Origin of the sequence: Bacillus cereus group sp. MYBK227-1, from assembly GCF_051916325.1 — a bacterium.
In the GTDB taxonomy this organism is placed as follows: domain Bacteria; phylum Bacillota; class Bacilli; order Bacillales; family Bacillaceae_G; genus Bacillus_A; species Bacillus_A cereus.
The window spans coordinates 170,199-191,969 of the sequence record NZ_JBQAGK010000005.1 but is presented as its reverse complement, the minus strand read 5'-3'; the positions used below and the strand labels follow the sequence as shown (position 1 = coordinate 191,969).

Sequence of the window (21,771 nt, the reverse complement as noted above, 5' to 3'; positions counted from 1 at the left end):
CTTCACAAAATTCCAGTCAATTCTGATTGTCTGAATAACAATTAGAAGTTAACTTCTATTTATATTTTCTCTTTTTTTGCTCAACTTGTCTAGAGGTCTTTACTACATTTTATTTTTTGTTGTTAATTTGTAAAATTTAATTCAAACTTTTTTCAAAATCCACTTGACTATAGTAAGTAACTATTTTATTATTACTTACATAAGGTAAGTTAATAACTTTTAGGAGGTTTTTAAAATGATGGATTTCGGTCTACTTATTATTCGTCTTATTATAGGAATTACATTCATGGGTCATGGCGCTCAAAAATTATTTGGTTGGTTCGGCGGTTACGGTTTAAAAGGAACAGGTGGCTGGATGGAGTCAATCGGTTTACGTCCTGGTGTATTTATGGCATTTATGGCTGGCGCAACTGAATTACTAGGTGGTTTCTTATTCGCATCAGGTATTTTCATTGTAGTTGGTTCATTATTTATCGTTGGAACAATGTTAATGGCTATCTTCACTGTTCACGGAAAAAATGGTTACTGGGTAACACAAAACGGATATGAATATAACTTAATGTTAATCGCTGTCGCTGTTGGTGTAGCTTTAATCGGGCCTGGGGCATACGTTTTACTTTAATTTTTATCTCAAATTTGAGATTCTTGAAAAAGAACTTACTTCATTACAATTGAAGTAAGTTCTTTTTATGAAACAAAATATTATTTCCAGCAGGATTTTCTCATCGTTATCTTGTAAACAAACAATAAGTATTCATATTTAGAAAGGGGATTACAAGCATGTTATCCATTAATCCAAATGAACAAACTGAAAAAGATAATTACAAATTACTTACCGGAAGTATCATCCCTCGTCCTGTCGCATTCGTTACTTCTGTAACAAAAGAAGGTGTACTAAACGGAGCACCATATAGTTATTTCAATATTGTCGCTGCTAATCCACCACTTATCTCAGTATCTGTACAACGAAAAGCAGGAGAAAGAAAGGACACTTCCCGAAACGCAATTGAAAAAGGAGAATTTGTCGTACATATTTCTGACGAATCATATGTAGCAGCAATTAACGAAACAGCAGCTAACCTCCCGCCAAATGAAAGTGAAATTGAACTAGCAAAACTAACACCAATCGAAAGTGAAGTCATCTCTGTTCCAGGTGTAAAAGAAGCAAATATTCGAATGGAATGTGTATTAGAACGTGCAATTCCACTTGGCGGAACGGAAGACTCACCAGCTTGTGATCTACTAATTGGACGCGTCGTTCGTTTCCACGTTGCCGAACATCTATATGAAAAAGGGCGCATTCACGCCGAAGGACTCAAACCAATAAGCCGCCTAGCAGGACACAACTATGCAAAATTAGGAGAACAATTTGAATTAGTTAGGCCAATCTAAAAGTGGAAGCGGCTCGCTCAGAATCGCAGGGCATTGGAGCTCTCGACCTTGAAGCCCTTTTTGCTTCATGCGAGAGAGCGAAATGACCGGAGATTCTAGCCGCTGAAGCTGGATAATATCTAAAAGTGGAAGTGGCCCGTTTAGCTCTGACCAGCTAAGGTTCTCTCGCACAAAAGGTGCTTTTTACCTTTCGTGCGGGAGGTTCTTAGATGCGAAGAGCTGGCCACTGGAACTGGATAATATCTAAAAGCGGAAGCGGCTCGCTCAGAATCGCAGGGCATTGGAGCTTCTGACGTAGAGGCTCTTTTTGCCTCGCAGGAAGACGCGAAGCCACCGACCATTCTAGCCGCTGGAGCTAGATATATCTAAAAGCGGAAGCGGCTCGCTCAGAATCGCAGGGCATTGGAGCTCTCGACCTTGAAGCGCTTTTTGCTTCATGCGAGAGAGCGAAATGACCGGAGATTCTAGCAGCTGGAGCTGGATAACATCTAAAAGCGGAGGCAGCTAGATTCCTCCCATCACTCAAATATAAAATCCCCTGCTTTTTAGCAGGGGATTTTATCATTGTAATTCTTCCTTCTTTTCCTCTAAAGTAGGCATTTTCTCTTTTTTCGGCTTCCCTAGCTTAATTACGAAGAAGTATAGGGAAAGCAATGTAATAAGAAAAACAATTAAAAACGGGTACGGAGAGTAAAAGGCACGCGCCGCCTCAGTCTTTCCCGCAACAAATTTCAATGACTCAATATCTAAAAACTCAGCAAACATTTGTACACCGAGCATACTAAACCAAAAAACAAAAAAACTAATAATAATACCAAAAACTTGCTTCAATCTCGTCATTCATCTCATCCTTTCTATATCTGTAATTTTTAGCGTAATAAATATAGTACAAACAAAATATTCACAGAAAGGAACTATCTCACCATTCACGAATTAACTTAATCCAACCTAACATCGAAATTTGCAAAATAATACCCCAAATTATAAGTCTTCTTAGCCATCGAGGAAAGAAGGTTAAAAATTTAACATACCATTCCAATAGCTTGTTCATAATTCCCTCCTACATAAAATTATATAGGAAAAAGGATATATAATCCAAACCCAACCAAAATGATACCACCTACTATCTCACCGTATGTACCGAGCATATCTTTCGCATGTCTCCCAATTAATAAACCAATCCACGCTAATAACATGCTAACAAATCCAAAAAGTAAAATCGTAATAATTGTCTGTGCCCCATAAATACCAAGACTAAGCCCTACTGAGAAACTATCTATACTGACGCCAAATGCAAATACGAATAAACTAATTCCAATAGGAGCAGTTCTAGTCTCTTCATTTTGTAAAATGGTCGAATATACGATATAAAACCCTAGTCCGATTAATAAAATAGCACCCGCAAAATGTGCGATATCTCCATATTTCTCTGATAAAAAACGACCTAGTACCATTCCTATAAACGGCATAATAATATGAAATATCCCTATCGTCATACCAATATACAGGATTTGTCTTAACTTTAGGGGCATCATCCCCATACCAAGACTCACCGAGAACGCATCCATCCCTAAGGCGAATGCCATAATTATTAAAGGTATTAGCTGTTCAAACGTCATTCATGCCCCTCCTTGGACGTGCTACTTCACAATATGCTTATCCAAGGAGAAATATTCTGTTTGCTAATCTTACCTTATCATTCAATAATAATATGATGTCCTGCCGCTTTTGTTAAACGATTCATAATTGCATTCCCTATTCCTTCATTAGGGAATGACTCACTAAAAATAACATCCACTTCACTTGCATCAAATGTTCTAAGTACATCATATAATTTAGTCGCAACGCTAGCTAAGTCACTTCTAACACCACAAGATAATATAACATCTGCACTATATACATGCTGATACTCTTCTGTCGTTAATACGCCTACTTTAAATCCTTCTTTCTTTTTCTCATCCACAAGATGCTGAATAAACTCACGTGAGCCCTCGACAATACTAAGTGGTGCTTTCGGCGCATAATGTGTGTATTTCATTCCAGGCGATTTCGGTTTTTCCTTCTCATCCTTTAAAGCTGGATCTAAAGAAACAGTACCTATCACCGCTTCTAATTGTTCTTTCGTAATCCCACCTGGACGTAATATTGTTGGAACCGTGCTTGTACAATCAATTACAGTTGATTCAACGCCTACTCCAGTTGCACCACCATCAACAATACCTGCAATCTTCCCATTCAAATCTTCATATACGTGAGAAGCTAATGTTGGACTTGGACGCCCTGAACGATTCGCACTTGGTGCCGCAACAGGTACATTCGCCTCTTCAATAAGAGCAAGTGCAATTGGATGATCAGGCATTCTTACTCCAACCGTATTAAGTCCTGCCGTCACCTTCTCTGAAATTCCTTCTTTTCTCGGCAAAATAATTGTTAATGGTCCTGGCCAAAAATGCGCCATTAACTTCTCTGCAACTGGTGGAATTTCTTTCACAATCCCATCTAACTGAGATTTTGTACCTATGTGGACAATGAGTGGATTATCACTCGGTCTTCCTTTCGCTTCGAAAATTTTCGCGATTGCTTCATCATCCATCGCGTTTGCCCCTAACCCATATACTGTTTCCGTAGGGAAAGCAACCGCCTCATTTTCTCTTAATAATTTTGCTGCTTCTTGTAACTGTGGATAATATTTTTTTCTTTCCACAACATTATCCACAACCCACATATTTGTATGCATTTTTTTCCACGTCCTTTTCTAGCCTTAAATACTTGTCTATTTTTAGTTTACTATGAGATTTATCCAAAAGACAAACAAGGTTTATCCACAAAATGTGGATAAACCTAATTAATCCGTGGATAACTTTGTGAATAGCTGACAATTTAGTATTATTGCATTCTGCTCTTTTATATTTTTACAAAAATGTTCTAGCTGTTGAATTCCCTCTGGAACCTCATCCTTTTCTATAGTAAAAAAGTCAAAGAACTGAAAGATCGGTACAGATTGTGGATGATTTGTTAGTAAGTACAATTGTTGAACACTTTTTTCTTTCATATACTGCAAAAACATTTCAAAAAAATATAAGAAAGTCTGTTTATCCACATGAGGTGTGAATAAACAAGAACGAATAAGTACATCTTCCCCACTTTGTTCATAACCAATTACAGCTCGTATTTCTTCCGCCTCTTCCAAAATCATAAATTGTGCGTACAACTCATTTATTTTATCATCTTTTTTATTAGCTTGTCCGAAAAAAGAATGTAATCTTTCCACATCTGCTTTCGTAGCAAAATACACTTTCTTCATAATAAATCCCTCCTCATTTTTATATATGAGGAGGGATTTATTAATAGTACTATTTAGAGAATAAAGATGTAAAAGCTTCTACAATAAACAATTTAACTTCTGGCTTTTCTTCTTCCTCTTCTACTTTTACATACTCATTTTGCTGTTCTTGTTTTTTCTCCACAGATTTCTCCACTTTTTCCACATTTTTTGTTTCTTCTTTACTTACAGGCTGCTCTTCGACTTTTGTTTCATTTTTCACTACTTTCTTTTCAGAAGCTGTTACTTTTTTTACTGCTTCCCGCTTTACAACTTTCGTTTCTTTTACCTCATCCTCTTTTTTCTCTTCTACATTTACTACTTCTTCATTATCTATTTGTTTTACTTGCTCCTCTTCAGGAGATTCAGCCTTCACAACATGTTCTTCTTTCCTTACAGCTGTACCACTTGAAAAATCTAAGAAACACATCGGTGGAAATAATACACACCACCAGTTTGCCCCTTCACCTTCCCCAATTGTAATTAAGACTGCTTCATATTCCCCTGCCGGATAAATAAAATTCCCATATACCTTTGTCGGAAACTTTACATTCTTACTAAATTTCACTTGAAATGATTCTTTACTTCCTTCTCTTTTTAACGTATTTTCCACCGTTTTCTCGATTTCTGGAATATGACTTTGAATTACTTTGCGCGCCTCTTCAAATGAAGTTAAATCCGCTACCCATCCATCAATTTGTGCTTTTACTTCATCACGCACTTTACGCTTTAATGCCTGGTCTTTATCTGAATCACTATTTGCTAAAATTCGTAATCGAACGGCCTCTTTCGGAATAACTGAAGGCCCTTTCGCATCAGCTTTCATATATCCAAACTGCACAAGTAACTGTGCACCAATTAATAGTATAAGAAGATAAGCAATAACTTGTTTTTTCATTTCCTCCACCGTCCCTTCTACAAACAGTGTGGACAGACTTTCATCTTTCTAAACTATTAAATTCAAAATCTATATGAATTTTTCCACAAAAAAATAGAGTAAGGTGTGAACCTTACTCCATCTCTGCAAATACCATACGATCTTTTCCGTTAATATCGAAAACAACCTCAACATGAGCATGTGGAAAAGCTTGTTGTAAAAATCTTTTTACATCCTCACCTTGTCCTACTCCAATTTCAAACGCCACAATCGCTTTCTTCTGCAACACATTCGGCAATTCTTCCATAAAACGGCGATAGAAATCTAATCCGTCTTCACCACCAACAAGTGCTCTCTTCGGCTCATGCTCTTTCACAACAGGAGAAAGACCACGCCAATCCTCTTCCGGTATATATGGAGGATTTGAAACAACAACATCTAGCTTTTGACCCGTTTTATGAAATGGTGACAATAAATCACCGTGATAGAACGTTACTTCTGCACCTAAAGCTTTTGCATTTTCTTTTGCAACTTCAATCGACTCTTGTGCAATATCTACTGTATACACATGAAGATTTTTATTTTCTAAAGCAAGCGTAATAGAAATCGCTCCACTACCTGTACCTATATCTGCTACATGTAGTTTCTCATCACCAAAATGGCGCTCGATTCTTTCTAATACTCCCACTATAAGCTCTTCTGTTTCCGGCCTTGGTATTAATACTTCTTCATTCACAAAGAAAGACCGTCCATAAAACATTTCATAACCAATCATATATTGAATAGGAATACCTTCTACATGCTTATGGATAAACTTCGTAAAGCTTTTCTCTTGTTCCTCAGTTATTTCTTCACGCATATTCATAAGTAATCCTGTTCTGTTCACCTTTAATACATGACAAAGGACAATTTCTCCCGCATTTTCATCTCGTCCATTTTCCTGTAAAAAAGAAGAAGCCCATTTCAGGGCTTCATAGACACGCATTACTCCGCTGCCTCCATCTTTTGAGCCTGATCTTCCATCACTAAGGCATTGATGAAATCATCTAACTTACCTTGTAAGATTTGATCTAGCTTTTGAATCGTTAAACCGATTCGATGGTCTGTAACACGGTTTTGCGGGAAGTTATACGTACGAATACGCTCTGAACGATCTCCCGTACCAACAGCTTGTTTACGGTTTTGATCATACTCAGCTTGCGCTTCTTGTCTAAACTTATCATAAACACGTGCGCGTAATACTTTCATCGCTTTTTCTTTATTCTTGATCTGTGATTTCTCATCCTGACAAGATACAACTACACCAGTCGGTAAATGCGTTAAACGCACCGCTGACATCGTTGTATTAACGCTCTGTCCACCAGGTCCACTAGAAGCGAATGTATCAACACGAACATCTTTCTCATGAATATCAATTTCTACTTCTTCTGCCTCTGGTAATACAGCTACAGTTGCTGTAGATGTATGAATACGTCCACCAGATTCCGTTTCAGGAACACGTTGTACACGGTGAGCACCATTCTCGAATTTCAGCTTCGCGAAAGCACCTTTACCATTAATCATAAAGATAATCTCTTTATATCCACCTAACTCTGTATAGCTAGCCTCAATAATCTCCGTTTTCCAGCCCTGTACCTCAGCGTAACGGCTATACATACGGTATAAGTCACCAGCAAATAAAGCTGCCTCGTCTCCACCAGCAGCTCCACGAACCTCAACGATAACGTTCTTATCATCATTAGGGTCTTTTGGAACAAGTAAAATTTTCAGACGCTCTGATAATGTTTTATCTTGTGATTCTAACTCAGAAACTTCTTCTTTTACCATTTCACGCATTTCTGCGTCTAACTTATCTTCTAACATTGCTTTCGCATCTTTTAATTGCTCACGAACATCCTTATACTCACGATACACCTCTACCGTTTCCTGTATATCAGACTGTTCCTTTGAATATTCACGAAGCTTATTTGAATCACTAATAATCGCTGGATCACTTAACAATTCATTTAACTTCTCATAACGATTTTCTACAGCTTGCAAACGATCTAACACATCATTCACCTCTACATCCTAGTATCTAATACAAATAGTATATGGTACTTACTCAAAAAAACGCAAATTATATTTAAAAGCGCAAGCGGCTCGCTCAGAATTGCAGGCCATTGGAGCTCTCGACCTTGAAGCGCTTTTTGCTTCGAGCGAGAGAGCGAAATGGCCGGAGATTCTAGCCGCTGGAGCTAGATAATATATTTAAAAGTGGCAGTGGCTCTTTCAGCTCTGACCAACTAAGGTTCTTTCGACCTAAAGGTGCTTTTTACCTTTCGGGCGGAAGGTTCTTAGATGCGAAGAGCTAGCCACCGGAACTAGATATATTTAAAAGCGTAAGCGGCTCACACCGCTCATTCTCTCTATTTTGAAAAAAACCCGCCTTGCGCAGCGAGTTTTACTTATCTTTGTTTGCAGGTACTGCATGACAATGACGACAACGTGGTTCATACGATTCTGAAGCTCCAACTAAAATAATTGGATCATCAAATGCCGCTGGTTCTCCATCAATTAATCGTTGTGTACGACTTGCTGGAGATCCACATACAGAACATACTGCTTGTAGTTTTGTCACATGTTCAGCAATCGCCATCAGCTGAGGAACTTGTCCAAATGGTAGACCACGGAAATCTTGGTCTAAACCAGCTACAATGACACGATAGCCACGATTTGCCAATACTTGCACCACTTCCACAATGTCCCCATCAAAAAATTGCACCTCATCGATTGCAATAACATCCAGCTCTTCTGTAATATGTTCAAATATATCCTTTGAAGCTGAAACAGGAACTGCTTTTACCTTTAATCCGTTATGTGATACAACATCTTCTTCACTATATCGATTATCAATACATGGTTTAAATACAATTGCATGTTGTTTTGCAAATTGCGTACGGCGCACACGGCGGATTAGCTCTTCTGACTTGCCAGAAAACATACTACCGCAAATCACTTCAATCCAGCCATTTTGATTTATTAAGTACATGAAGCTCTCCTTTCATCTACTTTTCAGTTAAAAGTAGGGTAAAGGTATAATATTTTCGCAAAAAAAACAGACAAGCGAATACATACACTTGCCTGTTTTATGTTTTTATTACTTAAGACCGTATTTCTTATTGAAGCGGTCAACGCGTCCGTCTGCAGTAGCAAACTTCTGACGTCCAGTGTAGAATGGGTGAGAATCAGAACTGATCTCAACTTTTAGTAATGGATAAGTGTTACCATCTTCCCACTCAACAGTTTCGTTAGATCCTTTAGTAGATCCGCTTAAGAATTTGAAGCCTGTGTTTGTGTCCATGAATACAACTTTCTTGTAATCTGGGTGAATTCCTGCTTTCATTCTTTTCATCTCCTTCCGCCCTGAATCATTTTCGAAACAGAGTTTTTCATCTTCAGCTGCATACACAACTATATTGATGAAACACATATGATGAAATTATAACAAGGCTAACTTCATTTTGCAACTACCTGTTTTTGTCTTTTGAAATTAAAAGTGTAGACGGCTCGTTTAGCTCTGACCGGCTAAGGTTCTCTCGCACAAAAGGTGCTTTTTACCTTTAGTGCGGGAGGTTCTTAGACACGAAGAGCTAGCCGTCGGAACTAGATACAATTTAAAAGCAGAAGCGGCTCGTTCAGAATGGGAGGGGGATGGAGCTTCTGACGTAGAGGTGCTTTTTACCTTGTAGGAAGACGCGAAGCCACCGACCATTCTAGCCGCTGGAGGGAGCTCATCCAGCTCTGACTAACTCAGGTTCTTTCACTTATTTCTCTCTTTAATATCACCTAAACAGCATAAAAAACTCGCTTACTATAAAATAAGCGAGTCTTGATTTTTTCCCTTTACTTAGTTGTTACATACCTTTTCGAGTCTGCAACAATGTTTTGTAAAAACTCTTCATTTGTCTTCGTTTGACGAAGCTTACGTAAGAAACTTTCAACAAAGTCTGGTGTATCACGCATTGTCTTACGAATGCCCCATAACTTGTCTAAATGTTCTTTTGGAATTAATAGATCTTCTTTACGTGTACCAGAACGACGAATATCAATCGCTGGGAAGATACGACGTTCAGCTAATGAACGATCTAAGTGAAGTTCCATATTTCCAGTTCCTTTAAATTCCTCGTAAATAACATCGTCCATACGTGATCCTGTATCAACAAGGGCTGTTGCTAAAATTGTTAAGCTACCGCCTTCTTCAATATTACGTGCAGCTCCAAAGAAACGCTTCGGTCTATGGAAGGCAGCTGGATCGATACCACCTGATAATGTTCTACCACTTGGTGGAATAACGAGGTTGTAAGCTCGAGCTAAACGGGTAATACTATCCATTAAAATGATAACATCTTTCTTGTGCTCTACAAGACGCATCGCACGTTCTAACACAAGCTCAGCTACTTTAATATGATTTTCTGGTACTTCATCAAAAGTAGAACTTACAACATCTCCTTTAACAGAACGTTCAATGTCTGTTACTTCCTCTGGACGCTCATCAATTAAAAGTACAATTAGTTCTGCTTCCGGATGATTTGTTGTAACACTGTGCGCGATTTCTTTTAATAGACTTGTTTTACCAGCCTTTGGAGGCGCAACAATTAAACCACGTTGTCCAAATCCAACTGGTGCGATTAAATCCATGATGCGTGTCGGTAACTTTTTCGGTTCCGTTTCCAATTTCATTTGGCGATCTGGGTATAATGGTGTTAATGCAGGGAAATGCACACGCTCTTTTGCTGAATCTGGATCATCTCCGTTTACAGCTTCAACTTGTAATAACCCAAAATAGCGTTCATTTTCTTTCGGAGGTCGTACTTTACCAGAAACCTTATCTCCATTACGTAAATCGAAACGACGAATTTGCGAAGCTGAGATATAAATATCTTCTGAGCTTGGAGAATAGTTGATAGGACGTAGGAATCCAAATCCTTCTGATTGAATAATTTCTAATACGCCTTCCATGAAAAAGAAACCTTCTTTTTCTGCTCGAGCTTTCAAAATAGAAAAAATCAGCTCTTTTTTCGTTAACTTGCTATAATACGAAATCTTAAATTCTTTCGCAAGCTCGTATAACTCTTTTAATTTCATGTTTTCTAATGCTGCAATTGACAAATTCATTCAGACACCACACTTTAACGTTATTCTCTTTTTTCATGGGTAAAGGGAAAAAATACGGAAGGCAAATAATTAATAATGAAAGGCAATAAGTTCAAGTAGGGTAATATTCACTATTGTAACCCTTTTATCTAGTTTTAATCAATACGTTGGAACACAAATACAAGAAGCGAAGACAAGAAAATTTGTCTTCGCTTCTTATTTAATTTAGTTCCAGCTCCGATAGTTAGAAAGATCGACCATTTTAACCTTTCTGAAGGAGCTGCTTACGCTTTTTATTTAATCTAGCTTCAGCAGCTAGAATGGTCAGTGGCTTCACTTCTTCCTGCGAGGCAAAAAGCGCCTCTACGTCAGAAGCTCCATCCACCTCCCATTCTGAACAAGCTGCTTACGCTTTTTACTTAAATCCAGTTCCAGCGGCTAGAATCTCCGGTCATTTTACTCTCTCACTCGAAGCAAAGAGCGCTTCAAGGTCGAGAGTTGAAAGTGTCCTGCGATTCTGAGCGAGCCGCTTCCACCTTTTACTTAATAACCAAGTTCGGTTTTTTATTTAAGCTATGACGACCATCTACGAAGCGAACTGTGCCTGATTTTGCGCGCATAACAAGGGATTGCGTTGTTCCTACGCTACCTTTAAATTGAACACCACGTAATAGTTCTCCATCTGTTACGCCTGTTGCTGCAAAGATTGCATCGTCACCTTTTACTAAGTCCTCCATGCGAAGGATACGATTAATGTCTTCTATGCCCATTTTTTTGCAACGTGCTAATTCAGCTTCGTTTTGTGGCAATAGTTTTCCGTGAATTTCTCCACCTAAACATTTTAAAGCAACTGCTGCTAATACACCTTCAGGTGCTCCACCAGATCCAAATAAAATATCTACACCTGTACGATCAAACGCTGTATTAATCGCTCCAGCTACATCTCCATCATTAATCAATTTAATGCGCGCACCAGCTTTACGAATTTCTTCAATAATTTCTTGATGACGTGGACGATTTAAAACTGTCGCTACAACATCTTCAATATCTTTATTTTTCGCTTTCGCAACTGCACGTAAGTTATCAATAATAGGCGCATCAATGTCGACCGCCCCAACTGCTTCTGGGCCAACCGCGATTTTATCCATGTACATGTCAGGGGCATGTAACAAATTACCGTGGTCTGCAATTGCAATGACAGCAAGAGCATTCCAGCCACCGGCTGCTACGATGTTTGTCCCTTCTAAAGGATCAACCGCAACGTCTACACGTGGTCCATATCCTGTACCTAATTTCTCTCCGATATATAGCATTGGTGCTTCATCCATCTCACCTTCACCAATTACAACTGTACCTTTCATCGGAATTGTATCAAATACATCACGCATAGCTGATGTTGCTGCACCGTCTGCCTCATCCTTTTTCCCGCGCCCCATCCAACGCGCTGATGATAAAGCTGCAGCCTCTGTTACACGTACTAACTCCATAGATAAACTTCTTTCCACGATAATCCCTCTCCTTTAAGCCTTTATATTTCTGCCGTATTTTGTGAACCGTGTTTTTCTATAAAGTGTACTTCCGCAAGTAGTGATGCTTCCCCCTTGCGGAAGTATCACTTATGCGTTCTTCATTTCTTCAATTTCTTGCTTTGTCATTTGTTCTCGCCAAATGTTTGCACCAAGCCCTTTAAGCTTGTCCACTATATTCTCATAACCTCGATCAATATGCTCAAGTCCTGTTACTTCTGTAATTCCATCTGCCATTAACCCTGCAATAACAAGTGCCGCTCCTGCTCGTAAATCACTCGCCTTCACTTTTGCACCTTGCAGTAACACAGGACCAGTTACAATTGCCGAACGACCCTCTACTTTAATTTGAGCATTCATACGACGTAATTCATCAATGTGTTTGAAACGGGCACCGTAAATTGTATCTGTTACAACTCCCGTCCCGTGTGCCTTTGTTAAAAGCGTCGTAAACGGCTGTTGTAAATCCGTTGGAAAACCTGGATATACAAGCGTTTTGATATCAACTACTTTTAACTTTCTATTACCGTTCACCGTAATTTGATCATCGTTCGTTTCAACTTGAACACCAGCTTCTCTTAGCTTTGCAGTAACTGATTCTAAATGCTGAGGAATAACGTTATCAACCGTTACTTCTCCTCCTGATGCAGCTCCTAGAATCATATACGTACCAGCTTCAATACGATCTGGGATGATAGTATGGTGACAACCATGTAAAGAGTCAACACCATCTATTCGGATTACGTCAGTACCAGCACCTTTAATACGTGCTCCCATGCTTGTTAACAATGTAGCTACATCAATGATCTCAGGCTCTTTCGCTGCATTTTCAATAACAGTTCTACCTTTCGCTCGTACAGCTGCTAGCATAATATTAATCGTAGCTCCTACACTAACAACATCTAAATAAATACGTGCCCCGCGTAGCTCATCTGCTCTTAAATAGATGGCACCTTGTTCATTCGTAACATGTGCACCTAGCGCTTCAAACCCTTTAATATGCTGATCAATCGGCCTCGGTCCTAAATGACATCCACCCGGAAGCCCAATAACAGCTTTTTTAAAACGGCCAAGCATTGCACCCATTAAATAATAAGAAGCGCGCAATTTTTTCACTTTTCCATTTGGCAAAGGCATTGCAACCATGTTAGAAGGATCGACTACCATCTCTTCCTCCTGTCCATAAGTTACTTTCCCTCCAATTTCCTCTAGTAAGTCTCCTAACATTTTCACGTCCGAAATATTAGGGACACCACCAATAGTTACTGGAGTATCTGCTAAAATTGTCGCTGGAATTAATGCAACGGCACTGTTCTTTGCACCACTTACTCGAATTGTTCCATTTAAAGCTCTTCCGCCTTCAATTAGCAATTTTTCCATATTGAGCTCCCTTCTTGTGAATGTATTTACTTTCTATCTTTTTATAGAAAGCTCCCCTTAAGAATCTCAATTACTCTTTCCATCCCAAAACTCAATAAATAGGAAACCATTATCTTCATTTCTCCTGTAGCACGAATAGATAAAGATCAACTATTCATCGAATTTACTTTATCAATTTAGATACGTTATCACATTTATTAATAGGACTATGCACATTATTTTCTATTTAAAAACCAAAAATGATAAAATCTTTAGACTTGTTCACGCTTTCATTATACAACGAAAGGAAACCGTCTAAAAGACTAGACGGTTTCCAAAACGGAATTTTATTCTTACGCTTTACCGTTAGAACCGAATTCGCGAATTTTACCAATAACAGTTGCTTTGATAGCGTCGCGTCCAGGTCCGATAAATTTACGAGGATCGTAAACTTCTTGGTCTTTGTTTAATACTTCACGAACAGCTTTTGTAAACTCGATTTGGTTCTCAGTGTTTACGTTGATTTTTGAAGTACCTAAAGAGATAGCTTTTTCGATATCAGCAGTTGGGATACCAGTACCACCATGTAATACTAAAGGTACGCCAGTGAAGTCACGAACTTGTTCCATTTCAGCGAATCCTAAGTTAGGCTCACCTTTGTAAGGACCGTGTACAGAACCTAAAGCTGGAGCTAGGCAATCGATACCTGTTGCTTCAACAAGGTGCTTACACTCTGCTGGGTCAGCGTAAATTACGCCTTCAGCGATTACGTCGTCTTCTTGTCCGCCAACTGTTCCAAGCTCAGCTTCAACAGATACGTTACGAGCGTGTGCGTATTCTACTACTTGTTTAGTAGTTTCAACGTTTTCTTCGAATGGGTGGTGAGAAGCGTCGATCATTACAGATGTGAAACCTGCATCGATTGCTTCTTTACATTTTTCGAAGCTTGAACCATGGTCAAGGTGAATCGCTACAGGAACAGTGATGTTCATTTCTTCGATTAAAGCTTTAACCATAGCTACAACTGTTTTGAAACCAGTCATATGACGAGCTGCACCCTCAGATACACCTAGGATTACAGGAGATTTTTCTTCTTCCGCAGCAGCTAAGATAGCTTGAGTCCACTCTAAGTTGTTCATGTTGAATTGACCAACTGCGTATTTTCCTTCTAGTGCTTTGTTTAGCATTTCTTTCATAGAAACTAAAGGCATGGTGAATCCTCCTAAAAAACGTTTTTTGTATCCGATAAGTTCTTATCGCTGGTAGTATGACCAGAATAAGGTAAAATATGTATATCTACATACCGGACTTTTTTCTACACTCAATAGGATAACAACTTGTACTCAAAAACTCAACCGTATTCACCTGCACAATAGTCCATGTAAACGCTTTTTTCCATATTTTTTATAAAAAATTCATTTTTATGCCTCTACAGCGAGCTCATTTCTCACAGCTTGACGAATTTCATCGATATCAAATGGTTTAGCAAAATGCATTAAAGCTCCTAAATCTTTTGCTTCTTGGATCATATCAAGCTCTCCATAAGCAGTCATTAAAATTACTTTAATACTCTCATCAATTTCTTTTACATGCTTTAAAATCTCTATACCATCCATGCCTGGAATTTTCATATCTAACACTACTAAATCTGGATTATCTTTTTTCACGATATCTAAAGCTTGAAATCCATTCGCTGCTTGGAATGTCTGATAACCTTCTTTTTGGAACACTTCATGTAATAACACACGAATCCCATATTGATCATCAACGATTAAAATTTTACCTTCCATAATTCCCAACCTTTCTGTGTAAGTACAAGATTTAAAGCTTCTTATATCTTAACGATTTAATTTCGCTATTCTTTGGCAAATTCCTTCCTATTCTTTCTTATTTTACCGTTTCCTATTTTGTTATGCTACCCTACGATTTCACCTTTCTAAAAAAATAAATTATAATGAAAGCCGGCAAACACGTACGAAGGGAGTAACATTATGTTAAAAATTTTTTCAACTCAATTAAGTGGTTATTTCTCCAGAGTTTCTCAAAAAGAAGAAATGAATATAGAAGATAGCGCTCGTTTACTTGCTCAAGCACTAGTTGGCGATGGTTTCATTTATTTACATGGTACAAATGAAATGGAGGGCGTTGTTGCCGAGGCACTATTCGGTGCTGAACCAATGAAGCAAGCAAAACGCTTATTTGAAAATGGTAAAGAAGCAGAAGTAACCTCTGCGGATCGTGTACTTCTTATTAGCCGTTTTTCAACAGATGAAGCGGTTGTAGAAATTGCAAAAAAACTACAAGAAGAGGGACACTCTATTGTCGGCATTTCTGCTCTTCAAGAAGGTACGGAATCACTCGAACGATATACAGACGTACATATTGATACAAAACTGTTAAAAGGTCTTATTCCAGACGATGAAGGTAATCGCTACGGATTCCCAAGTTTAATAGTAGCCTTATTTGCTTATCACGGGATCAAATTCACAATCGATGAAATGTTAAATGAATATTAAAAAAAGCGCCTTATTTCAGGCGCTTTTTTTATTACTTGCTCTCTTTATTCGTAATAGAAGCTCTTACGAAGTCATGGAACAATGGTTGTGGACGGTTTGGACGAGAAACAAGTTCTGGGTGGAACTGTGCTGCCACGAACCAAGGATGATCTTTTAATTCAATGATTTCAACTAGACGGCCGTCTGGGCTTGTACCAGAGAATACAAATCCTTCTTTTTCCATATCCGGACGGAACTGGTTGTTGAACTCATAACGATGACGATGACGTTCATATACAACCGGCTCATTATAAGCATTGTAAGCATTTGTTTCTTCAGCAAGCTTACATGGGTATAGACCAAGACGAAGTGTACCACCTAGGTCCTCTACATCTTTTTGTTCTGGTAATAAGTCGATGATTGCATATGGTGTGTCAGGGTTGATTTCAGAAGAGTTAGCACCTTCTAAACCTAATACATTACGTGCGAATTCGATTGATGCAAGTTGCATACCTAAGCAAATTCCTAAGAATGGAACTTTGTTTTCACGAGCATATTGAATCGCAACGATTTTACCTTCTACACCGCGATCGCCGAAGCCACCTGGTACAAGGATACCATCTGTATCGCCAACTAATTCTTTTACGTTTTCTGCTGTTACGTGCTCAGCATTTACCCATTTTACTTCTACATCTGTGTCGAATGAGTAACCAGCATGACGAAGTGCTTCTACAACAGAAATATAAGCATCTTGAAGTTCTACATATTTACCAACAAGAGCGATTTTTGTTTTCTTAGAAAGATTACGCACTTTGTTAACTAGAGCAGTCCACTCTGTCATATCTGCAGCTGGATTGTCTAATTTTAAGTGGTCACAAACGATTTGGTCCATGTTTTGTTCTTGAAGAGATAATGGGACCGCATATAAAGTATCTGCATCGCGAGCTTCGATAACCGCTTTTGTATCGATGTCACAGAATAATGCAAGCTTGTCTTTCATATCTTGAGAAACAGGCATTTCTGTACGAACAACGATAATGTTTGGTTGAATACCTAAGCTACGAAGTTCTTTAACACTATGTTGTGTTGGTTTTGTCTTCATTTCACCCGCTGCTTTTAAGTACGGGATTAACGTACAGTGAATGTACATTACATTGTCACGACCGATGTCGCTCTTAATTTGACGGATTGCTTCTAAGAATGGTAGAGACTCGATGTCACCAACAGTTCCACCGATTTCTGTAATAACAACATCCGCATTTGTTTCACGACCAGAACGATATACGCGTTCTTTAATTTCGTTAGTAATGTGAGGAATAACTTGAACTGTTCCTCCTAAATATTCACCGCGACGCTCTTTTTGAAGAACTGAAGAGTAAATTTTACCTGTTGTTACGTTGCTGTATTTGTTTAAGTTAATGTCGATAAAACGCTCATAGTGACCAAGGTCTAAGTCAGTTTCTGCGCCATCATCTGTTACGAATACCTCACCGTGTTGATATGGGCTCATAGTCCCTGGGTCTACGTTAATGTATGGATCAAACTTTTGAATCGTTACGTTTAAACCACGATTTTTTAAAAGTCTTCCAAGAGATGCTGCTGTAATACCTTTTCCTAAAGACGATACTACACCGCCTGTTACAAAAATATACTTAGTCATGAAAAAGCTCCCTTCTATTTTGCTGTTATATAATCACCGTTGCAAAGCGCAACGTATGTAGATAACACTGTATCCATCTTATTGTTAGACTCTTTTTATTTTCTAAACAAAAAACAAAAAAGAAAATTGCTCCCCTCATCACAAAAAGTAATAAGTAGGGAGCAATTTTCTTTTATATTTACACTTTAAAAGTATTATCGTCCTTTTTTAAAGAGCCCAAAAATGATTCTACATGGACGATAATGAAAAGTCAAGAACTACAGTTCTTCCTCTTCTTCTTCTTCAGTTTCGTCATACTCAAGTTCTTCTTCAGCGAAGTCGTCGTCATCTTCGTCTAAATCATCAAGATCGTCGTCATCTCCGTCTTCTTCTTCAAGAACCTTGTCCAAATCTTCTACATCATCATCTTCGTCTTCACTTACGTCTGCATCGTCGAAGTCATCTTCATCTTCTTCAATGTAGTCGTCAAAACCGTCTTCTTCAACTTTACGTTTCTTCTTCGGTTTTGGTTGAGGCAAGATTTCTTCATCAATTTGCTCGTATGGGTACCAGCTGCGTAGCCCCCAACGATTTTCTCCTAAATTAATGAAACGTCCATCAATGTTTAAGTCTGTATAAAATTGTGCGATTTTCGCATTAACTTGCTCTTGAGATAGTCCCAGCACTTGAGCGATTTCTTGAACCAACTCGTTGAATGTCGTTGCTTGTTTTTTATCCCCTAAAACGCTATGTACAACTTCAATCATTGAACATTCTTTTAGCTCTTCTGGTGAATATTGCTTAAAATCCACTTATGCGGCACTTCCTTTCATCAAATATAACCTTATATATAACGGCCTGCTTAAAAAAATCCATACTATTCATTATAAACAAAAGTCGCACAAATATGCTACAAAAAAAAACGGGAAACTTTTATAGGGTAGTAAAATTATAATTTGTCTGTTCCTTATTTCGGAAGCATATGGGCCCCTTGCAATACATACCTAATTTGCATTTCTGTATATTCTTCGAGCGTATACAGTTTTTGCAGCGCCCAGCGTCTAAATCCCCACATCTGTCCTTGTATAAAAATATTATGGGCAAGAAGCTGTATTTCTTTTTTATTTAATGTAAATGTTCCATTTTCCGTACACTGTTCTAAAATATTCTCGAACATTCCTACCATTTGAAACTCCTTTTCTAATACATACGGAAGTGATTCTTTCGGTAAAAAGCGTACCTCTTGATACATTATCAATACTTCTTCCTGTAATTCATCCATCACTTTAAAATAATTCGTTATTGCTATCTTTAAACTTTCTACACTCCCTTTTTCTGTACAAACTACTTCCTCTAATCTTTCTTTTACATGTTCATAAATACTATCACAAACTAAATACAAAACATCATCTTTTGTACGAATGTACTCATAAAGTGTCCCTATACTAAATCCAGCCGCTTTTGCAATTTCTCTCGTTGTTGTACGCGGAAATCCTTTTTGTTTAAACAGTTGCACCGCACCTTTAATCATTTGCTCACGTCTTAACGCAACTAATTTTTCATCTTTCACCGATGCATGTACATTATGTTTAACCATTCCCTTCACCTCTCTCTATTATTTTTTGGAAGGAAAAAGCGTAGGAAAATACCTACGCTTTCGTTCCTACTTCGTTAACATACGAGAAATTACAAGCCTCTGAATCTCTTGTGTTCCTTCATATATTTGTGTAATTTTTGCATCTCGCATATAACGCTCTACTGGATAATCTTTCGTATAACCGTAACCACCAAATACTTGCACCGCTTCAGTCGTCACCCTCATCGCTGTATCTCCTGCAAATACTTTTGACATCGCTGACTCTTTTCCATACGGAAGCCCTTCTGATTCAAGCCAAGCCGCTTGATATGTTAAAAGGCGTGCCGCTTCTACATCTGTTGCCATATCTGCAAGTTTAAAGCCAATCCCTTGCTGCGCCGCAATTGGTTTTCCAAATTGATGGCGCTCCCTTGCATATTCTACAGAAGCATCTAAAGCCCCTTGTGCAATACCAACAGCTTGCGCCGCAATACCGTTACGACCTCCATCTAATGTTTGCATCGCAACTTTAAACCCTTGCCCCTCTTCTCCAAGTAGATTCTCTACAGGAATACGGCAATCTTCAAACATAATTTCAGTCGTTGGTGAAGAGCGAATCCCTAGCTTGCTCTCCTTCTTCCCAACTGAAAATCCCGGTGTATCACTTTCTACAATAAATGCACTCGTACCGCGCTGCTTTGATTCAGGATCAGTTAGCGCAAAAACAACGTAAATATCAGCAATACCGCCATTTGTAATGAAAATTTTTGATCCATTTAAAATATAATGGTCTCCATCTCTCTTTGCGATTGTCTTCATTCCACCAGCATCCGATCCAGATCCTGGCTCCGTTAAGCCGTATGCACCAATTTTCTTTCCTTCAGCCATCGGTCGTAAAAACTTTTGCTTTTGCTCTTCCGTCCCAAATTTAAAAATTGGCCATCCTGCAAGTGAAGTATGCGCGGACAGTGTTACGCCTGTTGAAGCACAAACGCGGGATAATTCTTCAATAGCGATTACGTACGCTAAGTAATCGCTTCCAATTCCACCGTACTCTTCAGGCCACGGAATACCGGTTAAACCAAGTTCTGCCATTTGATCAAATAATTCTCGATCAAATCGCTCTTCCTCATCACGCTCAGCTGCTGTTGGTGCCACTTCATTTTTAGCAAAATCTCGAACCATTTTTCTTATCATTTCATGTTCTTCTGATAGTTTAAAATGCATCTCCGTCTCCCCCTCGCCCTTTTATAAAGCACGGCTAATAACAAGTTTCTGTATTTCACTTGTTCCTTCATATATTTGTGTGATTTTCGCATCACGGAAAAATCGTTCTACTGGATAGTCTTTCATATAACCGTAACCACCAAACACTTGCACCGCCTCAATCGCGACTTCAACCGCTGTCTTAGAAGCAAATAATTTCGCAATAGATGCTTCTTTACCGCATGGTAAGCCCTGTGCCCTAAGAGATGCCGCTCTATATACGAGTAACCTTGCTGCTTCGACACTTGTTGCCATATCTGCAAGCTTGAAGCCAATCCCTTGCTGCGCCGCAATTGGCTTCCCGAATTGCTCTCTTTCTTTTGCATAATCAATTGCACAGCCAAGCGCCGCTTCAGCAATTCCTAACGCCTGCGCACCGATTCCAATTCGCCCAACATCTAAATTCGCCATTGCCACCTTAAATCCTTGTCCTTCTTCCCCAAGTAAATTCTCAGCTGGCACTTTCATATCTTCAAAAGTAAGTTGTACTGTACGAGAACCGAGAAGTCCCATCTTATGTTCATCTTTTCCGATGATTAAACCAGGTGTATCTTTCTCTACTATAAATGCAGAAATACCACTTTTTCCTGCCTCTGGATTTGTAGAAGCGAATACAATGTATGTACTTGCTTCACCACCATTTGTAATAAACACTTTCGATCCATTAATAATATAATGATCACCTTTTTTCACAGCTCTTGATTTCAAACTCCCTGCATCTGATCCTGCATTTGGCTCTGTTAAAGCAAATGCACCTAAATATTCCCCAGTTGCAAGTTTAGAAACATATTTTTTCTTCTGTTCTTCTGTTCCGAAATATAAAATCGGATTCATTCCAACTGACGTATGTACAGCTAAAATTACACCAACTGTTGCACTTACCTTTGAGATTTCCTCAATTGCTAGAATGTAAGATATAAAGTCCATTTCTGCCCCACCGTATTTTGCAGGCGCTGGAATACCCATTAATCCAAGCTCACCCATCTTTTGCAAAATCTCTTTCGGGAACACCCCTTGTTCCATACTAGGAACAAAGGGAGCTATTTCCTTCTGTGCAAAATCCCGAACCATTTTCCTCATCATTTGCTGCTCTTCATTAAAACGAAAGTTCATATATTCCGCCTCCATTTGCTATATATCCTTTAAATAATTTGGTAAGACCACTATGTTGTAACAAAGGGGG

Annotated in this window: 23 protein-coding genes; 3 read left to right on the top strand and 20 right to left on the bottom strand. The window is 38.7% G+C overall.

Annotated elements, in window-relative coordinates; all coding sequences use genetic code 11:
* The first annotated feature begins 235 nt into the window (after positions 1–235).
* Together ACTFRM_RS22270 and ACTFRM_RS22265 are read left to right on the top strand one after the other, a co-directional pair.
* Positions 236–622: a DoxX family protein gene (locus ACTFRM_RS22270; RefSeq protein ID WP_000968616.1), complete on the top strand. Its 387-nt coding sequence runs from the start codon at positions 236–238 to the stop codon at positions 620–622.
* Positions 623–780: 158 nt separating this feature from the next.
* Complete coding sequence (locus ACTFRM_RS22265) at positions 781–1,392, top strand: flavin reductase family protein (RefSeq protein WP_000949054.1); 612 nt, start codon at positions 781–783, stop codon at positions 1,390–1,392.
* Between the two features lie 561 nt (positions 1,393–1,953).
* On the opposite strand, the gene ACTFRM_RS22260 is transcribed toward ACTFRM_RS22265, so the two are convergent.
* The 15 genes from ACTFRM_RS22260 to spo0F all read right to left on the bottom strand — a co-directional run bounded on the left by ACTFRM_RS22260 (position 1,954) and on the right by spo0F (position 15,402).
* Positions 1,954–2,232, bottom strand: coding sequence for a DUF3935 domain-containing protein (locus ACTFRM_RS22260; RefSeq protein WP_000197472.1), 279 nt, complete (start codon positions 2,230–2,232; stop codon positions 1,954–1,956).
* Positions 2,233–2,311: 79 nt separating this feature from the next.
* A complete protein-coding gene (locus tag ACTFRM_RS22255; protein ID WP_001037634.1) occupies positions 2,312–2,443 on the bottom strand; it encodes a hypothetical protein in 132 nt (43 codons plus the stop codon).
* A gap of 19 nt (positions 2,444–2,462) precedes the next feature.
* Positions 2,463–3,011 carry a manganese efflux pump MntP gene (locus tag ACTFRM_RS22250; RefSeq protein WP_000142475.1) on the bottom strand — a complete coding sequence of 183 codons (549 nt, stop codon included), beginning with the start codon at positions 3,009–3,011 and terminating at the stop codon, positions 2,463–2,465.
* Positions 3,012–3,088: 77 nt separating this feature from the next.
* The gene (locus ACTFRM_RS22245; protein ID WP_000557353.1) at positions 3,089–4,129 is read right to left on the bottom strand and encodes an L-threonylcarbamoyladenylate synthase; all 1,041 of its coding nucleotides are present in this window, start codon (positions 4,127–4,129) and stop codon (positions 3,089–3,091) included.
* A gap of 108 nt (positions 4,130–4,237) precedes the next feature.
* Positions 4,238–4,696, bottom strand: a complete 459-nt coding sequence (locus ACTFRM_RS22240) for a mechanosensitive ion channel protein (RefSeq protein WP_000758437.1) — start codon at positions 4,694–4,696, stop codon at positions 4,238–4,240.
* Between the two features lie 49 nt (positions 4,697–4,745).
* Positions 4,746–5,612: a stage II sporulation protein R gene (spoIIR, locus tag ACTFRM_RS22235; RefSeq protein ID WP_000745065.1), complete on the bottom strand. Its 867-nt coding sequence runs from the start codon at positions 5,610–5,612 to the stop codon at positions 4,746–4,748.
* A 112-nt stretch (positions 5,613–5,724) separates the two neighbouring features.
* Positions 5,725–6,576: a peptide chain release factor N(5)-glutamine methyltransferase gene (prmC, locus tag ACTFRM_RS22230; protein ID WP_001267067.1), complete on the bottom strand. Its 852-nt coding sequence runs from the start codon at positions 6,574–6,576 to the stop codon at positions 5,725–5,727.
* A complete protein-coding gene (gene prfA / locus ACTFRM_RS22225; RefSeq protein ID WP_000887064.1) occupies positions 6,576–7,643 on the bottom strand; it encodes a peptide chain release factor 1 in 1,068 nt (355 codons plus the stop codon). Before prfA ends, prmC begins: the two co-directional genes overlap by 1 nt.
* A gap of 391 nt (positions 7,644–8,034) precedes the next feature.
* Positions 8,035–8,622 carry a thymidine kinase gene (locus ACTFRM_RS22220; RefSeq protein ID WP_000280859.1) on the bottom strand — a complete coding sequence of 196 codons (588 nt, stop codon included), beginning with the start codon at positions 8,620–8,622 and terminating at the stop codon, positions 8,035–8,037.
* Between the two features lie 108 nt (positions 8,623–8,730).
* Positions 8,731–8,976, bottom strand: coding sequence for a type B 50S ribosomal protein L31 (locus tag ACTFRM_RS22215; protein ID WP_000643433.1), 246 nt, complete (start codon positions 8,974–8,976; stop codon positions 8,731–8,733).
* A 500-nt stretch (positions 8,977–9,476) separates the two neighbouring features.
* A complete protein-coding gene (gene rho / locus ACTFRM_RS22210) occupies positions 9,477–10,748 on the bottom strand; it encodes a transcription termination factor Rho (RefSeq protein WP_001053903.1) in 1,272 nt (423 codons plus the stop codon).
* Between the two features lie 518 nt (positions 10,749–11,266).
* Complete coding sequence (glpX, locus tag ACTFRM_RS22205) at positions 11,267–12,232, bottom strand: class II fructose-bisphosphatase (protein ID WP_000442340.1); 966 nt, start codon at positions 12,230–12,232, stop codon at positions 11,267–11,269.
* A 111-nt stretch (positions 12,233–12,343) separates the two neighbouring features.
* A complete protein-coding gene (gene murA, locus ACTFRM_RS22200; RefSeq protein WP_000413254.1) occupies positions 12,344–13,633 on the bottom strand; it encodes a UDP-N-acetylglucosamine 1-carboxyvinyltransferase in 1,290 nt (429 codons plus the stop codon).
* Positions 13,634–13,965: 332 nt separating this feature from the next.
* Complete coding sequence (locus ACTFRM_RS22195) at positions 13,966–14,823, bottom strand: class II fructose-bisphosphate aldolase (RefSeq protein ID WP_001131855.1); 858 nt, start codon at positions 14,821–14,823, stop codon at positions 13,966–13,968.
* Positions 14,824–15,033: 210 nt separating this feature from the next.
* Entirely contained in the window at positions 15,034–15,402 is a 369-nt protein-coding gene (spo0F, locus tag ACTFRM_RS22190) for a sporulation initiation phosphotransferase Spo0F (RefSeq protein WP_000398594.1), read from the bottom strand.
* A 201-nt stretch (positions 15,403–15,603) separates the two neighbouring features.
* On the opposite strand from spo0F, the gene ACTFRM_RS22185 reads away from it, so the two are divergent.
* Positions 15,604–16,128: a DUF2529 domain-containing protein gene (locus ACTFRM_RS22185; RefSeq protein WP_000912402.1), complete on the top strand. Its 525-nt coding sequence runs from the start codon at positions 15,604–15,606 to the stop codon at positions 16,126–16,128.
* Between the two features lie 31 nt (positions 16,129–16,159).
* On the opposite strand, the gene pyrG is transcribed toward ACTFRM_RS22185, so the two are convergent.
* The 5 genes from pyrG to ACTFRM_RS22160 form a co-directional block, all read right to left on the bottom strand.
* Positions 16,160–17,767: a CTP synthase gene (gene pyrG, locus ACTFRM_RS22180; RefSeq protein ID WP_000170460.1), complete on the bottom strand. Its 1,608-nt coding sequence runs from the start codon at positions 17,765–17,767 to the stop codon at positions 16,160–16,162.
* Between the two features lie 257 nt (positions 17,768–18,024).
* Entirely contained in the window at positions 18,025–18,558 is a 534-nt protein-coding gene (gene rpoE, locus ACTFRM_RS22175; RefSeq protein ID WP_000346279.1) for a DNA-directed RNA polymerase subunit delta, read from the bottom strand.
* 155 nt (positions 18,559–18,713) lie between these two features.
* On the bottom strand, positions 18,714–19,343 hold the full coding sequence (locus ACTFRM_RS22170; protein WP_000238605.1) for a TetR/AcrR family transcriptional regulator: 630 nt from the start codon (positions 19,341–19,343) through the stop codon (positions 18,714–18,716).
* A 66-nt stretch (positions 19,344–19,409) separates the two neighbouring features.
* Positions 19,410–20,549, bottom strand: a complete 1,140-nt coding sequence (acdA, locus tag ACTFRM_RS22165; protein ID WP_000545544.1) for an acyl-CoA dehydrogenase AcdA — start codon at positions 20,547–20,549, stop codon at positions 19,410–19,412.
* Positions 20,550–20,570: 21 nt separating this feature from the next.
* On the bottom strand, positions 20,571–21,701 hold the full coding sequence (locus tag ACTFRM_RS22160) for an acyl-CoA dehydrogenase (protein ID WP_001011178.1): 1,131 nt from the start codon (positions 21,699–21,701) through the stop codon (positions 20,571–20,573).
* Positions 21,702–21,771 lie beyond the last annotated feature (70 nt).